Annotated in this window: 22 protein-coding genes, 1 tRNA gene and 1 riboswitch; of the genes, 8 read left to right on the top strand and 15 right to left on the bottom strand. The window is 62.7% G+C overall.

From position 1 onward, the window contains the following. Nucleotides 1–23: 23 nt before the first annotated feature. Genes A477_RS0106110 through A477_RS0106130 form a run of 5 tightly spaced genes read right to left on the bottom strand, consistent with a single transcriptional unit; the run spans nt 24 to nt 6897 of the window. Complete coding sequence (locus A477_RS0106110; RefSeq protein WP_017198134.1) at nt 24–1628, bottom strand: dipeptide ABC transporter ATP-binding protein; 1605 nt, start codon at nt 1626–1628, stop codon at nt 24–26. Further along, nucleotides 1625–2482 carry an ABC transporter permease gene (locus A477_RS0106115; protein ID WP_017198135.1) on the bottom strand — a complete coding sequence of 286 codons (858 nt, stop codon included), beginning with the start codon at nt 2480–2482 and terminating at the stop codon, nt 1625–1627. Before A477_RS0106115 ends, A477_RS0106110 begins: the two co-directional genes overlap by 4 nt. After that, complete coding sequence (locus A477_RS0106120; RefSeq protein WP_017198136.1) at nt 2479–3504, bottom strand: ABC transporter permease; 1026 nt, start codon at nt 3502–3504, stop codon at nt 2479–2481. The genes A477_RS0106115 and A477_RS0106120 overlap by 4 nt, the downstream gene beginning before the upstream one ends. 1 nt (nt 3505) lies before the next feature. Continuing rightward, a complete protein-coding gene (locus A477_RS0106125; protein WP_017198137.1) occupies nt 3506–5203 on the bottom strand; it encodes an ABC transporter substrate-binding protein in 1698 nt (565 codons plus the stop codon). Beyond that, nucleotides 5200–6897, bottom strand: a complete 1698-nt coding sequence (locus A477_RS0106130; protein WP_017198138.1) for an amidohydrolase — start codon at nt 6895–6897, stop codon at nt 5200–5202. The genes A477_RS0106125 and A477_RS0106130 overlap by 4 nt, the downstream gene beginning before the upstream one ends. Before the next feature lie 179 nt (nt 6898–7076). On the opposite strand from A477_RS0106130, the gene A477_RS0106135 reads away from it, so the two are divergent. After that, the gene (locus tag A477_RS0106135) at nt 7077–7763 is read left to right on the top strand and encodes a TetR/AcrR family transcriptional regulator (RefSeq protein WP_237715737.1); all 687 of its coding nucleotides are present in this window, start codon (nt 7077–7079) and stop codon (nt 7761–7763) included. Nucleotides 7764–7890: 127 nt separating this feature from the next. After that, a complete protein-coding gene (locus A477_RS0106140) occupies nt 7891–9369 on the top strand; it encodes a gamma-aminobutyraldehyde dehydrogenase (protein WP_017198140.1) in 1479 nt (492 codons plus the stop codon). 42 nt (nt 9370–9411) lie between these two features. On the opposite strand, the gene A477_RS0106145 is transcribed toward A477_RS0106140, so the two are convergent. Further along, nucleotides 9412–10326: an EamA family transporter gene (locus tag A477_RS0106145; protein ID WP_502685499.1), complete on the bottom strand. Its 915-nt coding sequence runs from the start codon at nt 10324–10326 to the stop codon at nt 9412–9414. Nucleotides 10327–10398: 72 nt separating this feature from the next. Between A477_RS0106145 and A477_RS0106150 the strand changes: the two genes are divergently transcribed. Beyond that, entirely contained in the window at nt 10399–11316 is a 918-nt protein-coding gene (locus A477_RS0106150; protein ID WP_017198142.1) for a LysR family transcriptional regulator, read from the top strand. A gap of 67 nt (nt 11317–11383) precedes the next feature. Here A477_RS0106150 and A477_RS0106155 read toward each other — a convergent pair whose 3' ends face one another. Then, the gene (locus A477_RS0106155) at nt 11384–11908 is read right to left on the bottom strand and encodes a SixA phosphatase family protein (RefSeq protein ID WP_017198143.1); all 525 of its coding nucleotides are present in this window, start codon (nt 11906–11908) and stop codon (nt 11384–11386) included. Between the two features lie 283 nt (nt 11909–12191). Next, nucleotides 12192–13058: a winged helix-turn-helix domain-containing protein gene (locus tag A477_RS0106160; protein ID WP_017198144.1), complete on the bottom strand. Its 867-nt coding sequence runs from the start codon at nt 13056–13058 to the stop codon at nt 12192–12194. A 674-nt stretch (nt 13059–13732) separates the two neighbouring features. On the opposite strand from A477_RS0106160, the gene A477_RS0106165 reads away from it, so the two are divergent. The 3 genes from A477_RS0106165 to A477_RS0106175 all read left to right on the top strand — a co-directional run bounded on the left by A477_RS0106165 (nt 13733) and on the right by A477_RS0106175 (nt 17154). Further along, the gene (locus A477_RS0106165) at nt 13733–14473 is read left to right on the top strand and encodes a response regulator transcription factor (protein ID WP_017198145.1); all 741 of its coding nucleotides are present in this window, start codon (nt 13733–13735) and stop codon (nt 14471–14473) included. A gap of 21 nt (nt 14474–14494) precedes the next feature. After that, nucleotides 14495–16003: a sensor histidine kinase gene (locus A477_RS0106170; RefSeq protein WP_017198146.1), complete on the top strand. Its 1509-nt coding sequence runs from the start codon at nt 14495–14497 to the stop codon at nt 16001–16003. 133 nt (nt 16004–16136) lie between these two features. After that, nucleotides 16137–16296: riboswitch (cyclic di-AMP (ydaO/yuaA leader) on the top strand. 3 nt (nt 16297–16299) lie between these two features. Then, nucleotides 16300–17154, top strand: coding sequence for an aggregation-promoting factor C-terminal-like domain-containing protein (locus A477_RS0106175; RefSeq protein WP_017198147.1), 855 nt, complete (start codon nt 16300–16302; stop codon nt 17152–17154). 112 nt (nt 17155–17266) lie between these two features. On the opposite strand, the gene A477_RS0106180 is transcribed toward A477_RS0106175, so the two are convergent. Genes A477_RS0106180 through upp form a run of 4 tightly spaced genes read right to left on the bottom strand, consistent with a single transcriptional unit; the run spans nt 17267 to nt 20503 of the window. Next, nucleotides 17267–18658 (bottom strand): pyridoxal phosphate-dependent decarboxylase family protein, encoded by a 1392-nt coding sequence (locus tag A477_RS0106180; protein WP_017198148.1) that lies wholly within the window; start codon nt 18656–18658, stop codon nt 17267–17269. A 53-nt stretch (nt 18659–18711) separates the two neighbouring features. Then, a complete protein-coding gene (locus A477_RS0106185) occupies nt 18712–19398 on the bottom strand; it encodes an HAD-IA family hydrolase (protein WP_026005391.1) in 687 nt (228 codons plus the stop codon). A 45-nt stretch (nt 19399–19443) separates the two neighbouring features. Continuing rightward, nucleotides 19444–19821: a VOC family protein gene (locus A477_RS0106190; RefSeq protein ID WP_026005392.1), complete on the bottom strand. Its 378-nt coding sequence runs from the start codon at nt 19819–19821 to the stop codon at nt 19444–19446. A gap of 46 nt (nt 19822–19867) precedes the next feature. Beyond that, nucleotides 19868–20503: a uracil phosphoribosyltransferase gene (upp, locus tag A477_RS0106195; RefSeq protein ID WP_017198151.1), complete on the bottom strand. Its 636-nt coding sequence runs from the start codon at nt 20501–20503 to the stop codon at nt 19868–19870. 22 nt (nt 20504–20525) lie between these two features. On the opposite strand from upp, the gene A477_RS0106200 reads away from it, so the two are divergent. Further along, nucleotides 20526–21038 (top strand): nucleoside deaminase, encoded by a 513-nt coding sequence (locus A477_RS0106200; RefSeq protein WP_017198152.1) that lies wholly within the window; start codon nt 20526–20528, stop codon nt 21036–21038. A 74-nt stretch (nt 21039–21112) separates the two neighbouring features. On the opposite strand, the gene A477_RS0106205 is transcribed toward A477_RS0106200, so the two are convergent. The 3 genes from A477_RS0106205 to A477_RS0106215 are packed head-to-tail and all read right to left on the bottom strand — an operon-like array spanning nt 21113 to nt 23524. Continuing rightward, nucleotides 21113–22120, bottom strand: a complete 1008-nt coding sequence (locus tag A477_RS0106205; RefSeq protein WP_017198153.1) for a glycosyltransferase — start codon at nt 22118–22120, stop codon at nt 21113–21115. After that, nucleotides 22121–22519 (bottom strand): 6-pyruvoyl trahydropterin synthase family protein, encoded by a 399-nt coding sequence (locus A477_RS0106210; RefSeq protein ID WP_017198154.1) that lies wholly within the window; start codon nt 22517–22519, stop codon nt 22121–22123. Between the two features lie 3 nt (nt 22520–22522). After that, nucleotides 22523–23524 (bottom strand): zinc-dependent alcohol dehydrogenase, encoded by a 1002-nt coding sequence (locus tag A477_RS0106215; RefSeq protein WP_017198155.1) that lies wholly within the window; start codon nt 23522–23524, stop codon nt 22523–22525. Nucleotides 23525–23650: 126 nt separating this feature from the next. On the opposite strand from A477_RS0106215, the gene A477_RS0106220 reads away from it, so the two are divergent. After that, a tRNA-Ser gene (locus A477_RS0106220) sits at nt 23651–23740 on the top strand. The last annotated feature ends 50 nt before the right edge of the window (nt 23741–23790 follow it).

Here is a 23790-nt window from a genome sequence, read left to right on the forward strand (position 1 = left end):
TTCAATGGTTAGTCTCTTGCCGGTCAGGCAGTGACCGGCTCGGCGTCCCACAATGGCCGGGGACGGGAGGCGATGAGGTTCCGCGTGTAGTCGTCACCGGGGTCCTCAAGGATTCGAGCCGTTGGCCCCTGCTCCACGATCCGTCCCTCATGCATCACCAGGAGCTCGGAACAAAGTCGTGAAACCACAGCCAGATCGTGGGTGACAAACAAGATGGTCAGCCCGAGCTGGTCCCGCAGTTCCTCCACGAGCTCCAGAACTTGGGCTTGGACAGAGACGTCCAAGGCACTGGTGGCCTCGTCCAGCACCAGGAGCCGGGGGCGGGCAGCGAGCGCCTTGGCCAACGCAACCCGCTGCCTCTGCCCACCCGAGAGTGCGCGAGGCCGTGCATCAAAGCGTTCCGCTCCGATGCCCACCCGCCCCAACAGCACCCGGGCGCTGTCTTTGGCTTCCTTGCGCCCTTGCTTCTGATGCAGGCGGAAGACATCTGCCACTGCGTTTCCTACGGGGATGCGCGGGTCCAATGAGAGGTATGGATCCTGGAACACAATTTGGACATCCTTGGCCAGGACTTTCCGTTCTGAGGCTTTCAGGGGCCTGCGCGGCCTACGAACGTCCCGCAGCGTGAGTTCACCCGATGTTGCAGTTTCCAGCGCCACTACCAGCCGGGCCAGGGTGGACTTTCCGGAACCCGACTCCCCCACGATGCCCAAAGACCCACCCTCAGGCAGGGCGAAACCGGCGTCGTCCAACGCGGTGATGATTTCGCCGCGAGGCAGTTGGTAAGTTTTGGATAACCCTGAAACCTTCAGCAGGGGTGACCCTGCGACCACCGGCGTAGCCAAGCCGCCCACTTCAATCACGGGGGTAGCCTCAACCAACTGCCTGGTGTAGTCCTGCTGGGGGGTCAGGAAAACGGTTTGGGTTTGCCCCTGCTCCACCACTTCGCCCCGGCGAAGCACGTAGACGCGTTCACACAAGCTGGCGGCAAGATTGAGGTCGTGCGTAATGAAGAGCATGCCCATTCCCCGTGACTGTTGCTCTTCGCGGAGGAGCCTCACGATCCCCGCCTGGGTAGTGACATCCAGGGCGGTGGTGGGCTCGTCGCACAGCAACAGATCCGGTGAGTTCAGGAGTGCAGCTGCGATCATGACACGTTGGAGCATGCCGCCCGAGAGCTGATGCGGGTGCTGGTCCATGAGCTCCTTGGCATGCCGCAGGCCCACCTGATCCAACTGCGTCACGGCCCGTTCTGTTGCCTCGGCCCGGGATAAACCATCAAGCCTCACCAGGGTTTCAGTGAGGAAGTCCCCCACGGTCCGGACGGGGTTGATGCCTGCCCTGGGGTCCTGGAAGATCATGGAAGCGCGCCTCCGCCGCAGCTCCATGAGGCGTTGCTTGCTCGCTGTGAGAGTGTCGAGGCCCTGAACCGATACGATGCCGGAGGACTGCGAGCCGCCAGGAAACAACCCCAGCGCGGCCCGGGTAGTCAGCGACTTGCCTGAGCCGGACTCTCCGACCAAGGCGACCGCTTCGCCGTCGTTAACGTGCAGGGAGACACTGTCCAGCAGCGGCGGCCTGCCCGGAAAACCGAGCGTAAAGTTTTCGATCTGCAAGAGCTGGCTCATGAAAGTTTTCCTCCGATGCGGTCTGAGAGTTCCTCGCCGATGACGTTGACGGCCACCACCACCAGGACCACTACCAAGGCGGGCCAGAAGGCGGGCAGGATGTAGCCGCCCAGCAGCGCGCCACGGGATTCCTCGATCATGGCGCCCCAGTCGCTGGTGGGCGGTTGCACGCCGAGCCCGATGAAGGAGAGCGCCGCGAGGTCGGCCAGCACATAGCCAAAGTTCAGTGTTGACTGCGCGCCAACAGTGGGAATCAGGTTGGGGAGAACCCGTCCCAGCACCACCCAGGGCGTCCGGAATCCAAGCACGCGGTAGGCCTGGACATAGGGCCTGCCCCGCTCAGCAACCACCAGGGACTGCGCGAGCCTGGCAACATACGGAACGTAGGCGATGGTCATGGCCAGGATGGGCGCGAAGAGCCCTTTACCGAACAACGCGATGGCGAGCATGGCCATGAGCAGTGCGGGGAAGGCAAAGAGGAGATCGAAGAGGCGGCCCAAAACCTTGCCCACCCAGCCCTCGGACCAGCCGGCGACAAGGCCAAGCAGCAGACCCAGGACAGTGGAGCCGATCACCACGATGGTGGGCCCCAGCAGGGAGGTCCGCCCGCCGTGCATGAGCCGGCTGAGCAGGTCACGGCCCAGCGCGTCGGTCCCCAGCAGGTGTTGTCCGCTTGGACCGGCAAGGACATTGTTGAGGTCCACATAGTCGGGGTCGTACGGTGCCAGGACCGAGGCGAACAGCGAGAGAAGTACGACGGCGGCGGCCACGGCGAGCGCGCCCCACGCCATGGCTGACAGGAGGCTGCCGTAACGGCGAAGGCCCACCTGCGGCAGTTGGATGGCTAACGTCATCGGGACTCCGTTCCGGCCGCGATACGCGGATCAATGAGGGGTTGGACGAGGTCCACCACGGTGTTGACCAGGACGAAAGCAGCCACCACCACCATGACGATCGCTTGGACGACGCCGAAGTCGAGCCTGTCGATGGACTGCACCAGGAGCTGCCCGATGCCGGAAAGGCCGAACGTCCGTTCGATGATGGCGCTGGAAACCAGAAGTCCGGCAACAAGTACGCCACTCACGGTCAGGATGGGACCCAGGGCGTTGCGCAGCACATGGCGTGCCACCACCGATCCGCGGGCGAGGCCGCGACTGGTGGCGACCTCCACGTGTTCGCGGAGCAGTTGCTCGTTCATGGAGGAACGGGTCACCCTGGCCACCATGGCGATGTAGGTGATGCCCAAGGCGAGCGCCGGGAGGGTGAGATGCCAGATCCGGTCCCATCCGCCGTCGCCGCTTCCAAAGGAGGGAAACCAGCCCAAGCCCACGGAGAACAGCGCCACCAACGCGATGGCGGCTACAAACGGCGGCACCGCTCCAGCGGCGGTGAGGGTGATGAGGATGAAGCGGTCGCCGAAGCCCTTGTTCAGGCTGGCAACAATGCCGGCGAACAACCCCAAGACCGTGATGAAGACCGCGGCGAGCGCCACGAGTTGAAGGGTAGTGGGCAGTCGCCCGAGCAGGACGTCGGATACATCTTGGCGGTAAGTCAGCGAACGGCCCCAATCCCCTCGGAGAATGCCACTGAGCCAGTTCAGGTATTGTTCCCAGGCCGGTTGATCCAGGCCGAACTGTCGGGTGATCTCTTCCAGTGCCTCGGGCTTGGGGCTACGTCCCCTCAGCAGGAAGCGTGCCGGGTCACCGGGGACCAGGAAGCGTGAGAAGAACACGGCCAAGGAGGCAACGAACAACGTCAGCAGCAATGCCAGCAGCTTCTTCACGATGTACACCGCCGGGCGGACTGCCCTGCGTTTTTCCCGCTTGCGGGCGGAAACGCCCGGCGTTGGTGCCTGCGCGTAATCGGTAGCGGTCATGTCAGCGACCTCCTATCTGGGCTGCCCACGGGAAGTACATGTAGTTGATGGAGGGATCCGCGCCTGTAATGCGTTTGCCCAGCCACATGGACGTGACGGTTTCATAGAGCGGCCCCCACACCACTTGGTCGCTGGCCAGCTGGGCGGCTTCGCCCGTGAGTTTGCCCCTGGCGTCGGGGTCCTGCACGCCGTACGCGGAGTTCACCAGGTCATCGAATTCCGGGTTGCTCCAACCGCCGTAGTTGCTGAAGTCTCCGGTGCGCAGCACGCTGTACATTTCCAAGGGCTCGGTGCTGGAGAGGTACCAAGAGGTGACCAGGAGGTCTACGTTCTTGCGCGACTCGGGGTCTGAGAACAGCGTGGTGTATTTGTCGTTGGACATGGTCTGGATTTCGGGCTCCAGGCCAATTTCTTTGGCCGCCGAGGCGATGGCCCGTGCCGTGATGTCGAAAGCTGCGTTCAGCGAGGCAGTGGCGAAGACGAAATTACTGCCCTCGGCGCCTGCTTCCTTCACGAGTTTCTTGGCTTCTTCCAGGTCATAGGGTGTGGACTGCAGACCGTCGAAAGCCTCGTCAGTAGTTTGCGATGCCACGTCCTTCCACACACTCTTGGTGGTCAAGGCGTCCGTCTTCTTCGCGTAGCCCTGTTCGGCCGCCTTGATCAAGGCTTCGCGGTTGATGGCCATCATCAGCGCCTTGCGGACCCGGACATCCTGGAAAGTGCCACCGAGATTGGTGAAGACCAGGCTTTGCACCGACGTGTCCTCGCCGAAGTACAGCGAGCCGGCATCCTTATTGGCTTTCAGGATGTCCATGGCATTGGAAGGGATGGCGAAGCCGCCATCGATTTCGCCCGTCTGGAACGCGTTGATGCGCGACGTGGCATCAGGAAGCATCTTGAAGGTGACCTGTTGGGACTTGGCTTTGAGTTCCGGGTCCCAGTAATCATCGAAGCGCTTGAGGGTGATGCTCTCACCGGCTTCCCATTGCTCGAATTGGAAGGGGCCGGTGCAGTTCACACCTGTGCTTGAGTTCCCGTAGTCCTTGCCGGCAGCTTCCAGCGTTTCCGCGGACTCCACCACGCCCGTTGCTCCTACCAAGGAGCTGTTGAACACGTAGTCCGGCCGGGTGGTGGTCACCGTGACCTCGAAGTCGCCGGTCTTCTCGATGGACTCCACGTTCTGGTAGGCGGAGGCCCAGAAGGATCCCACTTCGGGGTCCACGTGGCGAGTCAAAGAGGCTACGACATCGTCAGCTGTCATCTCACTGCCGTCGTGGAACTTCACGCCCTGCCGGATGGTGTAAATCCACGTCAGCGGATCAGGGTTTTCAACTCCCGTGGCCAAGCCCGGCGCCGTGGACAGGTCAGCGTTCCAGCGGAACAGCGATTCACACACATTGGACAGCACAGTGTTGTCCGGGTAGTCGAACGCGTACGCATAATCCAGGGAGAACGGCTCCGCGTACATGGCCCAGTTGAAGTTATCGATCTCCTGAGCGGGGGCCGGCGTGGAGTCTGACATGGTGAACTTGGCTCCGCTGGCGGTGTCAGTCACGCTGGCGGGCCGGACGCCGCAGCCGCCCAGGACCAACCCGGCCACGACGGCGGCGACGCCAATCGCGGTGATGCGCGACGGCGTCGTCCGCGGTTTCGAGCGCACGGCGCCCTGTGCAGGTTGGGGCGCTGGCTGCGGGCTCATGGCATCACCGGGACAGGTTGGGCTTGACTGTTCCGGGTGAGTGCGCGGTGGTAGACGCACTCGCCCCCAATCCACGTCTGCGTCACCAACGCCCGATGCAGATCCTCCGCAGGGAGGTCGAAAACATTGAGGTCCAAAACTACGAGGTCGGCGAGTTTTCCCGGTTCCAGCGTTCCCGTTTCTGTATCCAGGTGATTGATCCAAGCTGAACCCTGCGTGTAGGCATCCAGGATCTGTTTGAGGCTGAGCTTTTGTGATTCCGGGCCGAGCGGGGGCAGGTCCTCCCCCGGTGCTATGCGGTTCACTGCCACGTGAATGGCCGCCATGGGATCCGCCGTGGAGACAGGCCAGTCGCTCCCGGCCACCAAGCGGGCTCCGGCGGAAGCAAGCTCACCAAAGGGGTAGTGCCTGTCCTCGGCACCCGGCTCCAGGAACGGGAGAGTCAGGGTGTCCATCTGTTCTTCGTGGCAGGCCCAGAGAGCCTGGACGTTGGCCGCCGCATTCAGTCCGGCAAACCGGGGAACATCCTCGCTGCGGACCATCTGAAGGTGCGCCAGATGGTGCCGGTTGTCGTTGGCCCCATTGCTGTTCCGTGCCGTTTCAAGTGCATCCAAAGCGTCAGTCACGGCGCGGTCGCCGAGGGCATGGAAGTGAACCTGCATGCCGGCCGCATCTATCGCGGTGACGAGTTCCTTCAGCTCTTCGGGTTCGAAGAACTCGATGCCGCGGTTGTCCGTGTGGTGGCCATGATGATCCAGGTAGACGTGGTGCATTGCGGCTGTGTAATTCTCGGCCACACCGTCCACCATCACTTTCACTGTGTTGGCGTTGAGCTGATGGTGGTCGAAGGTGTCGGCGACCCTGTCCCGGCGTTCCGCGATTGCTTCCAGCTGGGCCATTCCGGCTGTCCTGTCCCACCATTGGCATGCGGTGACCCGGACTTTCAAGTCTCCCGCCTTCGCCGCGTCCATGTAGACGTCCAGATGGTCGGCATGTTCGCCCTCGGGAATGGGAACCCAGGCGTCCTGCCAGGCGGTGATGCCCTGCGATAGCAACCGTTGCTGGGAAGCGAGAAGGCCTTGGTATGCCAACTCATACGGGACCGCTGGCTTGACCGCATTGAACAGGTCCATGGCCCCCTCATGAACTGTGCCGGCGGGCGTTCCGTCTTCTTCGCGTTCCAGCCGGCCGCCCTCAGGATCAGGTGTTTCCGCGCCGATTCCCGCTGCTTCAAAGGCGGCCGTGTTGGCCCACGCGCCGTGGTGGTCCCTGTTGACGAGGTAGACGGGCCGGTCCGGCACCACGGCGTCCAGAAGTTTCCGTGTTGGAGTGCCGCCCGGGAAGAAATCCATGGACCATCCAGCGCCCAGGATCCAGGGTTCATCCGGGTTGTCGGCTGCGTAACGGGCCACCCTCGCCACGGCTTCCTCTGCGCTGGTGGCCTCCGTCAGGTCGCACTGAAGCAACTCGATTCCGGCGAAAATAGGGTGGATGTGGGCATCCTGAAAACCTGGCAGCACCAGTTGCCCCTGCAGGTCCACCCTGCGGGTGTCCGGCGTGACAGTTCCGTTGACGTCATCAGGCTTTCCGACGGCGATGATGCGGCCTTCGGCTACCGCCAGGTCTGCGCGGAGGGGCCCGGCGTCGTTGCCGGTATACACCCATCCGTTCTCAAACAAAATCTCTGCGAGCATGGTCGAGTCCTTTCGTGGGGAAATTCAACTCTGCGAGACACGCTATGAGCCGCATCACATTAAAGTCAACAGTGTTGACATCAATGCTGACAAAGACCTTGACTGGACCTTGAAAGGAGGGCGCCATGAATCATGTAGGTTGATAACCAACCCGGGAACACATGGAAGGCGGACAACTGATGGTGCAGCCAGCACAGTCGACGGACCGCCGCACGCGCCTTGACCCGGCCACCATCATCGACGCCGTCCTACGGATTTCCAGCCAGGAACTCGGGGAACGGCTGACCGTGCGACGACTGGGTCAGGAACTTGAGGTGGACGCCACCGCCGTCTATCGGCATTTCCGGAACCGGGACGCAATCGTCAGGGCAGCGCTGGACCAGTTGTTCATCATGTCCGTTGAGCGCACACTGGCCACGGCACGCGACAAGGATTGGCGTGCCCGGCTGGAGACCTACCTTGACGAACTCCTCAAAGCCTTCATGCAGCACCCCTCCTTGGGCAGCGAGTCCTTCGCCACGGACACCTACGGCCCCGGCGAACTGAAAGCGATCGAGTTCGTCCTGCAATGCCTCACCGACGCCGGGCTGGAAGATGACCGCGTGGTGCACTACTACGCAGCCTTGGAAAGCTACACCCTTGCGCTCGGCGCCGGCATTGCGGTCGAAATCCAGCGGCTTCCGGACTCCGAGGGCCACGATCCCTGGCTCAACCCCCGGGTTTTTACCCGTATCACCGGTCGCCCGCTCCTTGAAAAACACCACGCTGCACTGCAAAACCTTGATTCCCTCAAGGCGTTCCAAGCCGGCCTCTCGGCCATCCTGGACAGCGCCGAACGCGAAAGCACCCGCCGACCGCAGGCCTGACCACCTGCCTCACAGTCTGCTTAGCCAGCAACGAAACCCACCCTTCCCCGCACGACGCCACCATCCGGCGTCGTCCATTCAGCACTGCCCGGACAGCGACGCCCGGCAGGGAAAGCACGGTACCCTCATGCACCAGTTCATCAACGGAAAGCTGCTGTCAGGAACCTCCGGAAGCAGCCTCGATGTCATCAATCCGGCTACCTCGGAGGTGGTGGAAAGGGTGGGTCTGGCGTCACTTGCGGATCTGGAGTCGGCAGTGGCAGCGGCCCGCAGCGCCTTCCCGTCATGGTCCCGCACCGCGCCGGGTGAACGTGCCGGGATACTCCAAAAATTCGCCCGTATCGTCGAAGACCGTGCAGAGGAATTCGCCCGGGTTGAGAGTTCGCAGACAGGTAAACCGCTGCGGTTGACCCGCGAATTCGATGTCCCCGGCACCATCGACAACATCGACTTCTTCGCAGGCGCCGCACGACACCTCGAGGGCAAGGCCACCGCGGAGTACTCTCCCCAGCACACCTCCTCCATCAGACGGGAGGCGATTGGCGTAGTGGGATCCATCGCGCCATGGAACTACCCCCTGCAAATGGCCGCGTGGAAGATCCTTCCGGCCATCGCCGCAGGCAACACCATTGTTCTCAAGCCTGCCGAGATCACTCCGTTGACGTCACTGATGTTCGCGCAAGCGCTCAGTGACGCCGGCCTGCCCGACGGCGTGGTGAACGTGGTGGTGGGCGACGGTGCCACGGTTGGGGCTGCGCTCATGCGGCACCCGAATGTGGACATGGTCTCTTTCACAGGATCCACCGCAGTTGGCCGCACAGTATTGGAGGCCGCGGCCGTCAACGCGAAGCGCGTGCACCTCGAATTGGGCGGTAAGGCACCTTTTGTTGTGTTCGACGATGCCAATCTGGACGCTGCCGTCCATGGCGCCGTGGCCGGTTCGCTGATCAACACCGGGCAGGACTGCACCGCGGCCACCAGGGCTATCGTGCACCGGAGCGTGTATGAGGAGTTCGTAGCGAAGGTGGCCGCCCGCTTTGATGGGCTCGTCCTGGGCATCCCAGGGGAAACCACCGCAGATCTAGGCCCCCTCGTTTCCTTCAAGCAGCGCGACCACGTAGCCGGAATGGTGGACCGCGCCCGCACCTACAGCAAGGTGATGGCGGGCGGCTACGCCCCTACGGATGAGGGCTTGGAAAATGGCGCCTTTTACCGGCCTACGCTGATTGTTGACGCGGCGCCGGACTCGGAAATCGTGAAGGACGAGGTGTTCGGCCCGGTTCTGGTGGTCCTCCCGTTCGAAACGGACGACGAAGCGATCCATCTGGCCAACGACACCGTCTACGGACTGGCCGCCTCAGCCTGGACGAACAACCTTCAGCGGGCCTTGCGGGCAACACGCGAGATCAAGGCCGGCTGTGTGTGGGTCAACGACCATGTTCCGATCATCTCCGAGATGCCCCACGGGGGCTTCAAACAATCGGGGTTCGGCAAGGACATGTCCGCCTATTCCTTTGACGAATACACCCAGGTGAAGCACGTGATGTTCGAGTTGGACGGCGTTGCCGAGAAGGACTGGCACCGGACCATCTTCAAGCTGCGCTGAGTCTTCGCGTTGCGAGGCCTGCTATGCGCGCTTTATCGCGATTTATAGCCGCAGAGCGGGCCTCACAACGGGCGTTTCCGGACGGACTTTACGTCCGGCGCCGAGCACTGCGATGGCAACTCCGAGGAGCAGAATCAGCCCTCCCAGGATCTCCGTCAGCGTAGGAATCTCGTTGAGGACAAGCCAAGCGGCCGTCATCCCCACCACGGGGACCAAAAGCGTGAAGGGCACGACATCGGAACTCGGGTAAAGCGACAACAAGCGGTTCCAGATGCCGTACCCAATCAGGGACGCGAACACAGCCGTGTAGATCGCGCTCACGATGGTGGCGGGTTGCAGGTCCGTGAGCGTTGCCAGCACGGTGTCCGGCCCATCCACTACCAGCGATAAGCCAGCCAATGGAACCGGGACCACGGCGCCGGACCACACCACCAACCCCAACCCGGAAGCGGCCTTCGTGTGCCTGGCCACCACATTCCCGACCGCCCACGACAACGCCGCGGCCAGAACGATCATGAGCGGCAGAACCGGAGCCACGGCACTTCGCCCCAACGCCACTACGGCTAAGCCTGCGATGCCCAGAGCCACGCCGGTTAGTTGTCGCCGGCTCGGCCTCTCTCCCAGGAATCTCGCCGCAAGCAAGATGGTGAACAACACTTGTGCCTGGAGCACCAGCGATGCCAAGCCTGCCGGCATCCCAAGTGCCATGCCTAGATACAGGAGGCCGAATTGGCCGGCACTCATGAAGAGCCCGACGCCGACAATCGCCTTCCAGCCCACGTCTGGTTTGCGGATGAAGAGGATGAAGGGAAAGACCACCAGCAAGAAGCGCATGGCGACGAAGAGCAGGGGCGGGACTTCCCTGCCGTTCGTGTGCAGACCGAGGTCGATCGCAACGAAGTTGATGCCCCACAGGACAGCAACCACAACGGCAAGGGCAGAGTGGCGAAGGTTCACAACTACACTCTGGCCTTCTTTTGGTTGAAGCACCAGCGTTGAATTCGACATGGAACAGCGTAGATTTGCTTCATGATCGACATCTCAGCGCTTAGGGCCTTGGTCGCCGTGGAGCAGCATGGCTCAGTGGTGGCGGCATCGGACGTTATGGGCTTCAGCCCCTCGGCAATTTCGCAGCAGATCAAGAAACTTGAAAAACAAACCGGCGTCACTGTGCTGGAACGAAGCGGCCGTGGGGTGCTCCTCACCGAGCGTGGCTTGGCCCTTGCAGGTTATGGCCGGCGGATCATGGGTGAGCTTGAGGAACTGCAAGCAACGCTGCTCGCCGACCCCGCAAAGCCTTCGGGTCTCCTAAGGCTCGTGGCTTTTTCTACGGCATGCCGCGGTCTGGTGGGACCTCTGCTCGGGCGGATCGCCGCTACCCACTCTGCCTTGGGCATCACCGTCCTGGCTGAGGATCCGCGGGAAGCGGTGCAAAGAGTCGCCTCAGGCGAGGCCGAACTCGCGGTGGTACACAACTGGAATTCGGTGCCCTTGGTGATCCCGGAGAACCTGGTGCATGAGGACCTCTGCATCGACCAAGCCGACGTCCTCGTCAGCAGCACCCACGCACTGGCGGTGCGCACCGCCGTCGAGCCTGAAGATCTTCTGGACGAGACGTGGATCAGCACCCCGGCAGGAGCCATCTGCAATGAGGCCCTTCTACAGATCTTCGCTGGACTGGGCAAGGTCCCACACATCCGCATCTACGATCCCGACTTCTCCACCCACATCGCCATGGTGGAACAAGGGGTGGCCGTGGCACTCGTACCGAGGCTCGGAAGGCCTCCCCTTCCCTACGGAGTCGTGGCCATCCCGGTGATCCGTCCGGTCCAGCAACGGTCCGTTGGTGTTGTTTACCGCAAAACGATGACAGCCAGTCCCAACATTCGACTCGCCGTGAACATGCTGCGCGAGATAGCGGCGGAGCTACCGCTGCCGCGGAGCTGACGAGGAGCGACCAACCTCACAGGAGGGGAACAGCCGGCGCCAGGGAAGGTTGTTAGCTGCGCAATGACTATTTACGGGGCACTGTGAAATGCGTCAGCCTGGCATCCTGCCCATCGAGCTCAGCCCACGGCTTTTCTGTTTCCATTACCGTCAACGCGCTGGTTGGGTAACGGGTTGCAGCATCCATGTAAGCGTCGTGGTCAGAATCGCGGGAGGCCAGATGCATGGCAAGATCCTGAACTCCGGGCATATGCGAGATAACCATCAACGTGGTCACGGTGTCGGGGACGTGGTTGATCACCGTCAACATGCGGTTGGCTGAGGCTGAGTACAAGCCGTCCTCAAGTTTGGGCGTCGGCGCCTTGTCCCCCAATTCATCGCAGACCCAGGTACAGGTCTGACGAGTCCTCAACGCTGACGAGCACAGGATGAAGTCGGGCACCACGCCGTGCTTGAGCAACCACTTACCAGCCAACGGAGCCTCCCGGTGCCCACGCTCCTCCAAGGGGCGCTCATGATCGGGCACGCCCATAGGCCAATCAGCCTTGGCATGCCGCATGATCACCAGGCGCTTGATGTGATGGTCACTCATAGCCCAACCCTATCCGCCGCGGAGCCCAGCGGCTTCCCGACCCCATTAGTGCCGGTCCCCCGTCACCAACTTTGACGTCGCGGCACCCCCGACACGCGGGTGGAACAGGCGTGTCCAAGGAAATTTGGCAGCCAATGTGGGTGGTGGCCGCACACGGGCCCCTCGAACAAAAGCCGAAAGGCGGCACATCCCCACAACGGCGTTGCTGCTGGGCCAACCCCCAGCGGGGGGAGGAACGAGCGCAGGCGCAGAGGGATGATGCCGCCTTTCGGCGTAGTGCTCCTTAGATCGAGTATTCCGGAGCGGCCCAGACGATAACTTCGGGGTGCTCGTAGAAACGGTAGCCCTGGCCGCGGACCGTTCGGACTGTGTTCGCGAGGCGGCCGAGCTTGGAGCGGAGGCGGCGGATGTGGACGTCGATGGTGCGCTCGTTCGGCACTTCCTCGGCGTTGCGCCACAGGCCTTCGAGCAGTTCGTCGCGGCCCACGGTGCGGGTTCCGTTCTCGACGAGGTAGTTGAGGAGCTCGAATTCCTTGAACGTCAGGTTCAGCGATTCGCCGTCGAGGTGCACTTCGCGGCGGGCGAGGTCGATCAGGACGCCGGACGGACGGGCTTCCTGCTGGGGGGCCGGGCGTGCGGCTTCGGTGCGCTGGCGTGCGGCGACAGTGGGGTCGCCGAAGGTGGAACGCACGACGTCGAGTGCGGAACCGGGTGCGCCGGCGGGGGCAACTGCGACGGCGGCATAGCTCTCGGCGCCGGTCACGAGGGACTGAGCGTAAGCCCGGATTTCCTGGGCGAGCTTGGCAATGGAGGTTCCCGCGGCAGCTGCGGTTTCTTCGTCAATGCCCATGTAGAGGACGAATCCGCGGGCCACGTTGTCGTTGGCAACAGGGCGGAGTTTGTCCGACTGGGCGATCACAGGGGTGGGCGCAGTCATGGGCGCCGGCTCTGCTGTGGGTACTGCGCGCAACTGGCCATAAGAGTTGGGATTGTAGCCCTGCGGCACGTATCCGGGGGCCTGCTGACCGGCGCCTTGCGGAGCCGGAGAGTAGCCGGGACGGTTGCCAAAGCCGGGGCGAAGCCCTGCGTTTGACGCGGCCTTGTTGGCGTTACGGACGGAGATGTGGACGTATCCAGATGCAACTGACATGGAGTGCTTACCTCAAAAGTGAATAGCCGTCATCGCGGCTTCGAATGCTGGTTGTCCCCGCAATGAGTTTGGGGAGGGGCGCCCAACGCTGGGCTAGGGGGCGAATGCCTGAAACTTCTTGGGGTGGAAAGTTAGGCTTGCATTCGACAACAGCGGTCATCATGGCCAGCGGGTGCGCTGGGCCAGGTTGCTGCGGCTGCAGGTGCTGTTGAGTTCTTGTTCACATTGGAAGTGTGCAACGTAACAATGGCAACACGCAAGTAACAAAGCGCCGAACCGTCCACATTTTGAGACACAGAGGTCTATTGTGTCGCAAATCACAATTCAATAGTTGCGGTAAATGAACGCCAGTTCATTCGACCAACTCAGCAAACATTCGCCATTTACTGAATATTATTCGGCATATCGGCGATGATGTGCATGCTCGTTCCCCCTAACGCTCCCCCGACGGAATCTCACGATCTGAAACACTTGTTGTCCAATCACGGCTAGTCTTTCGGACCAATTTTCAGGACAGAATCTGCTACAAGCCGTAGAAACGTGGCTGAACTTGGTCTATGGAAACCTTGGGCACGGAAGCGTGTCCGGCAGGTCCCTCCTCGATAGTCTGATCTCACAGCGTCCACACAGGATGGCCAAAGCGTTGGCAAACCAGCAGAACGGAGAGTTATCCCATGGCCTCCTCGCACTCCATGACCAACAATCTTCCCCAGCTCTCCCATCCGGACGGCTCCCCCATCCGTGCCTTGGTGGTGGATGACGAACCCAGCCTTGCCGAGCTGATGAGCATGGGCCTGCGCATGGCAGGCTGGTCCGTTGCGGTGGCGGGCGACGGTCCTGGGGCAGTGAGGTTGGCCAAGGACTTCCGCCCTGACGTGCTGGTCCTGGATGTCATGCTTCCCGGTTTCGACGGCGTCGAGGTCCTGAACCGCATCCGCACCTTCGCCCCGGAAGTTCCCGCCCTGTTCCTCACGGCCAAGGACGCCGTGCAGGATCGCATTGTCGGACTCGCAGCAGGCGGGGACGACTACGTCACTAAACCGTTCAGCATGGAGGAAGTCCTCCTGCGCCTCCACCGCCTGGTCCAGCGCTCCGGCGTAGCCGCCATGGACACCGCCGAGCTGGTGGTAGGCGACCTCACGCTCAATGTAGATACCCGGGAAGTAACCCGCGCAGGCCAGGACATCCCGCTGACCGCCACCCAGTTCGAGCTGCTGCGCTACCTCATGGAGAACCCCAAACGAGTTGTCAGCAAGGCCCAGATCCTGGACCGCGTGTGGGACTACGACTTCGGCGGCCAGGCCAATATTGTGGAGCTCTACATCTCTTATCTGCGCAAGAAGATCGAAGCCAACCATCCCCCGATGATCCACACAATCCGGGGTGCCGGATACGTCATCAAGCCCGCGGACTAGGCATTGAGCACCCTCTCAGGAGTGCCCGGGAAGTCCGGAGCGGCCGGAGAGCCGGGCGGAGAGTCTCAGCGCAGTTGGCTCAATCCCTCCACTTGGCACTTGCGCACACGCTTGGTCCTGGTGGCCATGGCCCTGCTGGTCACCATTTGCGCTGCGGTGGGAGTTGTCAGCTACGCGTCCATGGACATGGTCTTCAACAGGCAGCTCGACAGGCAGCTGGAGCAGGCGTCCAGCCGCGCGAATGACTTCGGCAGGCCGCCGTCGAACTTTCCGGCATCCCCCGGCAGGCCGGATCCTTTGGAGGCGCGAGGGCAGGCGGCGGGTACGCTCAACGCGAGGATCGACGGCTCCACCGTGCGTAGCTCGGGTTTGATCGACGCCCAAGGTAACCGCGTCTCGCTCTCAGCAGACGACGAGCAGGTCCTGGTGTCGCTCCCCACGGACAACCCACCCGTGGACCGATCACTGTCCAACGGCGATTACCGGCTGGTGGCGGTCAAAACCACTTATGGCGACGTGATCGTGACGGGCCTGCCGCTCGCGGACAAACAGAGCGCCGAAGCCTCGCTGGTGTGGACCATGGTGCTGGTTTCGCTGGGTGGCCTGGTGGTGATCGGCCTCGTGGGAACGGTCATCATCCGCCGAACCATGCGTCCGCTTGAGCAGCTCTCCGAGGTGGCCACGAAGGTTTCGCGCCTGCCTCTCGACGCCGGTGAAGTGGCACTTTCGGTGCGCGTACCGCCGTCGGCATCCCACCTTGGAACGGAAGTGGGCAGCGTCGGCCATGCCTTGAACCAGATGCTGAACAACGTTTCGAGCGCGCTGGAAGCACGTCAGGAAAGCGAAACCAAGGTGCGGCAGTTCGTGGCTGATGCCTCGCATGAGCTGCGTACTCCCCTGACAGCCATCCGGGGCTACGCCGAACTGCTGAGGATGACGGAGAATTTCACCGAGGACGGCCGGAAGTCGCTGGCACGTGTCCAAAGCCAGTCCCTACGCATGACCGCCTTGGTGGAGGACCTACTTCTGTTGGCGCGGTTGGACGAGGGGCAACCCATCAAAGTTGAGGACGTGGACCTGACACAGCTGGTAATCGAAACGGTCAGCGACGAGAAAGTCATGGCACCGGACCACCTCTGGCAGCTCCAGCTCCCTGAAGAGCCCATCACCGTCCGCGGCGATGCCACCCAACTTCACCAGGTGCTGGCCAATTTGTTGTCCAATGCCCGCAAACACACGGAACCCGGTACCACCGTGATCACAGGCGTCATGCTCTCTGCCGATGGCAGCGCCATGGTCACAGTGACGGATAACGGTCCCGGAATTCCAGAAGACTTCCAAGGCCGGATCTTCTCCCGGTTTGCCCGCGCTGACGCCGCTAGATCAGGCGCTGAGGGCACCTCCGGACTCGGCTTGTCCATTGTGGAATCCATCGTTTCCGCGCATGGCGGTAGCGTGGAAGTGACCTCACGGCCGGGACGTACCCAATTCGCCCTCCGACTACCGGCAGTCAGCACCGAAGGCATATAACGAATCGGGCAAGGCGACTCACCGGCGTCGTGATCTCTGTTACCTAAATGTGACTTCTGCGGAATCCTCCTGTACCGTCGAAAGGGTGGGTCGTCCCTAGCAGGCCCACATCCGGGATGCGCCGAGCTCTGCCACTTCCCGGAGTCCGTTCTTTCTCCGAGGCAGAGACGGGGGACCCAGAGTCTCCGGGCAAGGCCTTTTGGCCGGCCCTTGGGGTGAAGCCGCAGCGTGATGCGCGGCCGGATGACCTCATCCGAACCCGACAGCTAACTCCGCAGGCGCTGAGAGGTAATCACATGTCTGAATTTAACGATCAGACGCGCCCTTCCGCGCGTCACCGCGACGAACACAACGCACCGCTCACCAAGTCGCAGTCCGTCCTCAAGAACGCAGCCCGCCAGGGTAAGTCCGGCCACCGCATGTCCGTAGTAGCCGGTGTTGTGGCAGCTGCACTGGGCGTTGCATCGCTCGGAACCGCCGCAAACGCCGCACTGACCCTCCCTGAGGCCAGCCGCGTAGCCGGAACCCAGGCCAGTGCGCAGGTCAACACCAACAAGTCGGCTGAGATCTCTGCTTCCCTGAATGCTGCCGCCGAAAAGGGCGCAGCCGACAGGGCCGCCGCGGATAAGGCAGCTGCTGACAAGGCCGCCGCCGATAAGGCTGCCGCTGACCAGGCCGCCGCCGCGCAGGCCGCCGCCGAAAAGGCTGCCGCTGACCAGGCTGCTGCCCAAGCCGCAGCTGAAAAGGCTGCTGCTGACGCTGCTGCCAAGCAGGCCGCCGACGCCGCTGCTGCCGCTGCCGCCGCGGAAGCCGCAGCAGCTGCTGCCGCCCCCAAGGCTGTGGATGACCCCGCTGCTGCCAAGGCATACGCACTCAGCATCCTTGGCAACTACGGTTGGGGCCCGGGCGAAATGACTGCCCTGAACACGCTGTGGGAGAAGGAATCGAACTGGAAGACCACGGCGATGAACGCTTCCAGCGGCGCCTACGGCATCGTCCAGTCCCTGCCTGCTTCCAAAATGGCTACCGTTGGTCCTGACTGGGAAACCAACTACCAGACCCAGATCAAGTGGGGCCTGAATTACATCAAGGAGCGTTACGGATCCCCGTCCGCCGCTCTGGGCTTCCACTTGGCGAACAACTGGTACTAAACCAGACTGCTTGATTGCCGCGCCCGTTGCCGCCGTTCGCACCAGTACCCACTGGAGCGGATCGCGGGAACGGGCGCGGTTTTGCCGTTTCACGGCTCCCCGCCGAAGAACGTTATGCCTCCGGTTCGGCCTCCACCGCACGCCGCACGGCTGCGATGGAGGCCGCGACATCCCCGGCGTCCGTAGTCCAGTTGCTGACCGAGATCCGTAGAATCTCGCGACCACGCCACGACGAACCGGACATCCAGACCGCGCCTTCCGCCATAAGCCGCTGGGTGATCCGGTGGGTACGGTCATCGCTTCCGAAACTCACCGAGACCTGCGTGAACGCGACGTCGTTGAGTACCTCCACGCCCGGGATCGAGGACAGGCCTTCAGCCAAGGCGCGGGCATTTGCTGCCAATCGGTCCACCATGGAAATCACGCCGTCCCGGCCCAGTTGCCTGAGTGCGGCCCACACCGGTATGCCCCGGGCCCGGCGGGACATCTCCGGAACCTTCTCGAAAGGATCCCCAGGTCCGGCATCCGTGGCAATGAGGTAACTCGTGTGAACGCTGAAGGCACGCCTCAGGGCTTCCGGGCGGGCAACGATTGCCAGGCCACAGTCGTAGGGGACGTTCAGGGTCTTATGAGCGTCGGTTGCCCACGAATCTGCGTCCTCCACACCCGCCAGCCGACCTCGCAGCTTCGGGCTCACGGCGGCCCACAAACCAAAGGCACCATCCACGTGCACCCACGCGCCGCGATCGTGTGCCACGGCTATGGCTTCCTCCATGGGATCAAATGCCCCCGAGTGGAGGTTGCCGGCTTGCAGACAAACCAACGATGGGCCGGGTTGCTGATCCATGGCGTCAGCCAGGGCGTCGGGAAATATCCGGCCTTCGTCGTCGGCGTCTACCGGAATACAGGCGCCCAAACCGAGGTATCGCAACGCCAGATCCACTGCGGCATGCCGTTCCCGGCCGGCAAAGGTTGTGATGCGCGGTGCGCCGCTGAGACCGAGCGCTTCGAGGTCCCATCCGGCCTCGTCCATCAGGTATTGGCGGCCCGCGGCCAACCCCACGAAGTTGGCAGTTGTGGCACCCGTAGTGAATCCGACGTCGGCAGTGGCTGGCAGGTGCAGGAGGTCCAAAAGCCAGGCGGCGGCAGATTCCTCGATGGCAGCGGCGGCGGGGGTGGCGAACCGGAGCCCGGTGTTTTGGTCCCAGGCAGAGACGAGCCAATCGGCGGCCATGGCGGCGGGCAAGGTTCCGCCCATGACCCACCCAAAAAACCTTCCGGACTGGATCGCCATCAAGCCGGGCTCAGCCAGCGCGGCGAGCTCGTCCACTACTTCCGCGGCATCGGTTGCTCCGTCCGGGAGGCGCGGCAGGATGCTCTTGGCTACTTGGTCGGCATCGGATGAAGGGCGGACAGAACGGGTGGGAACCGACGCAAGCCACTCACCGGCGTGGACCATGGCCCGCTCCAATGCAGCACCGTACGCCTCCGGCATCGCAGACATGCGCACAGCCTACGCCCGGTTCACCGCTTGGAACAGCCCTTATCCCGGCGGTACTAGAGGGTGAGCGTCAGGAGGTGACCGCCGTCGTCGTCCTTCACTGCGGTGACGGTGACCGCCGAGTAGTCCGGGATGCGCCACATGCCCGGCTCCAGCCCGCCGCCGGCGTCGCCCACCACAACGGTCCGCATCCCCGCAGCTCGCGCAGCAGCGATTCCGGCAGGCGCATCCTCGAAAACCACGACGTCGGCCGGGTCGGCTCCCAGCAGCGCCGCCGCCTTCAGGTACCCCTCAGGATGCGGTTTACCGCGGGTAACCGACTCAGCAGTGACTGTTGTTGATGGCATGGTTAGCCCGGCCGCCTGCATACGGATACCGGCCAGGATGCGATCCGCGGACGTGACCAACGCGATGGCGTCATCCGGCAGTCCCGCCAGCAGGGCTTCTGCCCCGGGAAGCGCTATGACGCCGTCGGTCCGGGAGCGTTCCATCTCACCCAGCTCGGCGGTCAGGGCTTCAAAGTCAGCGCCGGCGGGCGCATACCGGCGAACGGTATCGCCGGCCTGGACGCCATGTGAGGTGCGCAGGATCTCGTTGTAATCCAAGCCATAGCGCTCGGCGAACTCCAGCCACACTTGCTCCACGATCGCCGTTGAGTCCACCAGTGTGCCGTCCATGTCGAAAAGGACGGCACGGACGGTCAGCACTGATGATGCGGAGAAGGGTGCGGCAGGATGGCTCATGGATCCATCCTGCCGCACACTCATGCGGTGGCGCTGAAATGTGACTTAGCCGTTTGGTCGCTGCGGTAAGTACTGCACGGCCCACTTGTTGCCGTCGGGGTCAGCGAAGTAGACGAAGTGGCCCCAATCCTGAACGTCAATATCGCTGACATCCACGCCGTTGGCCTTGAGTTGCTCATGCGCCTTGTTGATGTCCGCTACCACCACTTGGAGGCTGGGCGCTGTTCCCGGAGGGGCATCGCTGAGGCCCTCCCCGATGGCGATGGAACACGCAGAACCCGGCGGCGTCAGTTGCACGAAGCGGATGCCGTCCATGGGACGCTCATCGAAATCGGCGTTGAAACCAACCTTGTTGACGTAGAAATCCTTCGCCCGGTCGACATCGGACACAGGGACAAACACCAGTTCAAGTTTCCAGTCCATGCGCCACAGGCTAACCGGGCGCATCGGAAAGCGGTAGAGGGCTTTCTTAACCCGCTACGCCGTAGAGGCGGTCACCGGCGTCGCCCAAGCCCGGCACGATGTACGACTTTTCGTTGAGCTTCTCGTCAATCGAGGCCAGGACGATTTTCACGTTGGCATCGGAGAGTTCCTCTTCCAGCTTGGACAATCCCTCCGGAGCGGCCAGCAGGCAGATGCACGTCACATCCGACGCACCACGCTTGAAGAGGAACTTGATGGCCTCGCGAAGGGTGCCGCCAGTGGCAAGCATGGGGTCCAGGACGAAGATCTGGCGGCCGGTGAGGTCTTCTGGAAGGCGCTCGGCGTAGGTGATGATGTCCAAGGTTTCTTCGTCGCGCGCCATGCCCAGGAAGCCCACCTCAGCGGTGGGGACCAGCTTGGTCATGCCCTCGAGCATGCCAAGGCCGGCGCGCAAAATCGGGACCACCAGCGGAGTGGGCTTGGTGAAAGCCGTGCCAATGGTAGTGGTGACGGGGGTTTCAATCTCGACTGGCTGCGTCTTGACCTCACGCGTGGCTTCATAAGCCAGGAGGGTGACGAGTTCTTCAGTGAGCTGCCGGAAGACCGGTGAAGGGGTGTTCTTATCCCGCAGAACGGTGAGCTTGTGAGCGACCAGCGGGTGGTCCACGACGAGTGTGCGCATCCCCCAAAACTATCATTGAGACATGAGCGCCACCGAGCCGTATCACGCAGAACACATGGCCTGGATGGGCCTTGCCCTGGACGAAGCCCGGTTGGCGTTGAAAACTGACGACGTACCGATCGGCGCCGTCGTGTTGGGGCCCGACGGCGGAGTGCTGGGTTCCGGACGCAATGAACGGGAAGCGCACGGAGACCCGACCGCCCACGCGGAGGTGGTGGCCATTCGTCAGGCCGCTGCTTCGCTTCGTCAGCGCGCTCACGATGCAGGCGCCGACGATGATGGCTGGCGTTTGGAAGACTGCACTTTGGTGGTCACCCTCGAACCCTGTGCCATGTGTGCCGGGGCGATTGTCCTGGCCCGTATTCCCCGCGTCGTTTTTGGCGCGTGGGACGAGAAGGCAGGAGCGGTGGGTTCTGTGTTCGATATCCTCCGCGAGCGCCGCCTCAATCACTGGGTGGAGGTGTACGCGGGCGTACGCGAGGACGAATGCGCAGCCTTGCTCAGGGACTTCTTTGCCTCGCACCGCGTGCCCTGATTTCCCGGCTTCCCAGGTTCCCGGCTTCCCCGCGAGATGGCTTTTAATGCCAATTCAGAACCCTGGGATGGCCATTAGGTGTCACCTCGGTGGGCATCCAGGGCCTTCAGAACGATGGCAGCGGTAGAGCCCCAGCCTTTGAGATGCCCCCTGGCTGTCATTGCTGCGTTCCGCCAGGTTTGTTGCTGGGCGTGATCGGTGAGCCAGCTCCGGAGGGTGCTGGCGAGTTTGCCAGGGTCACTGAGATCCAGGGCCGTGCCAGCCCTCGTGTCGCCCAATGCTTCCACTGCTCCTGTCCCCCGCCGAACGAGCACGGGGACGCCGTGGGCCAACGACTCCGTGACGGACATCCCGAAGCTTTCGGAACGCGAAATCAGAACACTCAGGTCTGCGGTGTGCCATTGCTCTTCGAGGGCATCGCCGGTCAGCTCGCCAGTGATGCTGATTCGGCTTTCGAGACCGTAATGCTCGACGGCGGCCCTCACCCTGGCTGCGTAGCCCGGGTCAGCGTCTTGGGAGCCTATGAGGGCCGCGGTCCACGCGAGATCTTGAACCCGGCTGAGCGCCTGTACCAAGAGTGTTTGGCACTTGTTGGGCAGCAACGCGGCAACGGCCACGATGTGCTTGGGCTCTGAGCCTGCGGATGCGTCTGCATTGTCCGTGCCAGGCTTGGCGATGACGATGTTTTGTGTCCCGTGCTTTGCCTCCAACTCTGCCGCTGCGTGAGAGCTCGGACAAATGATCCCGGTCGCTGCAGCCAGCGCCTTGGCTTCAAGGTCGCTGTGGCCAGCCAACGCCATGTGGGAGAGTATCCAGACCTTGGTCCCGGCGCTGACCGCGCCAGCGATCTCCTCCGGCGCCCCGCTGGCCACCAAGCCGTCGGCAATCACTGTTGTACCGCCGTCGAGCATGTCAGCGAACCGCTGCCGGTCCGCCGGGCTCCCAACGGGCCAATCGCCGTCGACCGTTAGTGTGTCAACGGTGGCGCCGAGGGTAGTCAGGTGCTCGGCGAGCTTGGCGTTGTACTTGTTGCCGCCGGAGCCGTGCCGGACGTTCCCAGGGACCAGGAAGCGGATGTGCACTTACTTGCCCGGGAGCTCCAGCGAGTAGCCCGCCCAGGCATCAGGGTTCTCGCGGAGGACGACGTCAATGCCAGTGAGTGCCGGACCGTCCGCCGTGTCCTGGATTTGGGCGGCAATGGCATCGGCGATGTGCTTCGCGAGGGCCTCCGTTGTGGAGAGCTTGCCCTTGAATGCGGGGTGTTCGTCGAGGTTCTTGTAGTTCAGGTCGGCGAGCACTTCTTCAAGGATGCCGCCGGCGGCACCTATGTCCAGGACGATTGCGTCGTCGTTGAGGTTGGGCCGGCGGAAGGTGACTTCAGCTACGAACGTGGCACCGTGGAGGCCCTGGGCTGGGCCGAACGCTTCCCGGGGAAGGCTGTGGGCGACCATGAAGTGGCGTCGGACGGTCAGGCTGAACATGTATTAATCCTCCGGGTTGGGGTAGGCGACCACATGGCAGAAACCGCCTGGCCGTTCGAACAATTTTGTGAGTGTGGTGGGTAGGTTCCGGAACAGGCATTCGCTGGTCAGGAACGTGTCGAACAGCGGTTCCCTTAATTCGAGTGCCGCCTGTTCCAAGCGCTGGGCGTTGGTTCGCCGGTGCCGTCTGGGCAGGGCGACAGCACCCACTTGGCTGGAACGAATGTTCAGCCTGCGGGCGTGGAAGTCCTCGCCGAGTGGCAGGGTGACTTCCTTGTCGGCAAACCAGGAAAGTTCAATGACATCGGAGTCGTCGCCGGCCAGCTGGAGGCTCAACTTGAGGCCCTCATTGGAGGCGGAGCAGTGGAAGACGATGTCGTTGTCGTCCTTCGCTTCCTCGGGAAGTGCGAAGTCCACGTTGATGGTTTCCGCCAGCTTTCGCTTCTCGGGATCGGCGTCCACCAGTTGCAGGCGGCCCAGCGGATACTTCCGCAGGAGAGTCGCCAAGACGCCACCCACCAAACCACCACCGACGACGGCGACGCGGTCGCCCAGCCTTGGCCCGGCTTCCCAAAGGGCATTGATGGCCACCTCAACGATGCCGGTGAGCACAGCCCGACGTGCTGGCACGTCCTCCGGGATTGCGGTGAGTTGGCTGGTGGGGATCACATAAAAATCCTGGTGCGGGTGCAGGCTGAAGACCGTTTTTCCCCGCCACTCGTCCGGGCCTTCTTCAACAATGCCGACGTTCAGGTAGCCGTATTTGACGGGCCCCGGGAAGTCGCCCTCTTGGTGCGGGGCCTGCATCAGGCCAGCCACTCGCTCTGGTACGCGGCCCTCGTGGACAACGCGCTCAGTGCCGCGGCTGACCCCCGAATACAGGGTCCTGACCAGAGCCTCTGATTCTTGCCTTGCTGGCAGGACCTCCGGGCGCAGCTCGCCATCGCCCGTCTCCGTGACCCAATAGGCCTGGGCTTCGTGTTCTTGTTCATGCGAGATAGTCATGGTGCTTACGAATCTATCGGTGGGGGGCTGCTGACGGAAGTTGGCTGTGTCTTGCTTGTTCCTCGCGCGGCTCCACGCGGCCTCGTTTTGGGGAACAGGGCTCAACTCCGGTACCCTATTTCAGTTGGTGACGTGTCCGAGCGGCCGAAGGTGCAACACTCGAAATGTTGTTTGGTGTAAAAGCCAACGTGGGTTCAAATCCCACCGTCACCGCCACGTGAGAAGGCCCCGGTTCCCTTTATATACAAGGGAACCGGGGCCTTTCC

The sequence above is a fragment of the Arthrobacter sp. M2012083 genome, assembly GCF_000281065.1.
Taxonomy (GTDB): Bacteria; Actinomycetota; Actinomycetes; order Actinomycetales; family Micrococcaceae; genus Arthrobacter.

Coding starts and splice junctions, on each gene's coding strand:
- A477_RS0106110 (WP_017198134.1), bottom strand. CDS start 1,628: ATGAGCCAGCTCTTGCAGATCGAAAACTTTACGCTCGGTTTTCCGGGC.
- A477_RS0106115 (WP_017198135.1), bottom strand. CDS start 2,482: ATGACGTTAGCCATCCAACTGCCGCAGGTGGGCCTTCGCCGTTACGGC.
- A477_RS0106120 (WP_017198136.1), bottom strand. CDS start 3,504: ATGACCGCTACCGATTACGCGCAGGCACCAACGCCGGGCGTTTCCGCC.
- A477_RS0106125 (WP_017198137.1), bottom strand. CDS start 5,203: ATGAGCCCGCAGCCAGCGCCCCAACCTGCACAGGGCGCCGTGCGCTCG.
- A477_RS0106130 (WP_017198138.1), bottom strand. CDS start 6,897: ATGCTCGCAGAGATTTTGTTTGAGAACGGATGGGTGTATACCGGCAAC.
- A477_RS0106135 (WP_237715737.1), top strand. CDS start 7,077: ATGGTGCAGCCAGCACAGTCGACGGACCGCCGCACGCGCCTTGACCCG.
- A477_RS0106140 (WP_017198140.1), top strand. CDS start 7,891: ATGCACCAGTTCATCAACGGAAAGCTGCTGTCAGGAACCTCCGGAAGC.
- A477_RS0106150 (WP_017198142.1), top strand. CDS start 10,399: ATGATCGACATCTCAGCGCTTAGGGCCTTGGTCGCCGTGGAGCAGCAT.
- A477_RS0106155 (WP_017198143.1), bottom strand. CDS start 11,908: ATGAGTGACCATCACATCAAGCGCCTGGTGATCATGCGGCATGCCAAG.
- A477_RS0106160 (WP_017198144.1), bottom strand. CDS start 13,058: ATGTCAGTTGCATCTGGATACGTCCACATCTCCGTCCGTAACGCCAAC.
- A477_RS0106165 (WP_017198145.1), top strand. CDS start 13,733: ATGGCCTCCTCGCACTCCATGACCAACAATCTTCCCCAGCTCTCCCAT.
- A477_RS0106175 (WP_017198147.1), top strand. CDS start 16,300: ATGTCTGAATTTAACGATCAGACGCGCCCTTCCGCGCGTCACCGCGAC.
- A477_RS0106180 (WP_017198148.1), bottom strand. CDS start 18,658: ATGTCTGCGATGCCGGAGGCGTACGGTGCTGCATTGGAGCGGGCCATG.
- A477_RS0106185 (WP_026005391.1), bottom strand. CDS start 19,398: ATGAGCCATCCTGCCGCACCCTTCTCCGCATCATCAGTGCTGACCGTC.
- A477_RS0106190 (WP_026005392.1), bottom strand. CDS start 19,821: ATGGACTGGAAACTTGAACTGGTGTTTGTCCCTGTGTCCGATGTCGAC.
- upp (WP_017198151.1), bottom strand. CDS start 20,503: ATGCGCACACTCGTCGTGGACCACCCGCTGGTCGCTCACAAGCTCACC.
- A477_RS0106200 (WP_017198152.1), top strand. CDS start 20,526: ATGAGCGCCACCGAGCCGTATCACGCAGAACACATGGCCTGGATGGGC.
- A477_RS0106210 (WP_017198154.1), bottom strand. CDS start 22,519: ATGTTCAGCCTGACCGTCCGACGCCACTTCATGGTCGCCCACAGCCTT.
- A477_RS0106215 (WP_017198155.1), bottom strand. CDS start 23,524: ATGACTATCTCGCATGAACAAGAACACGAAGCCCAGGCCTATTGGGTC.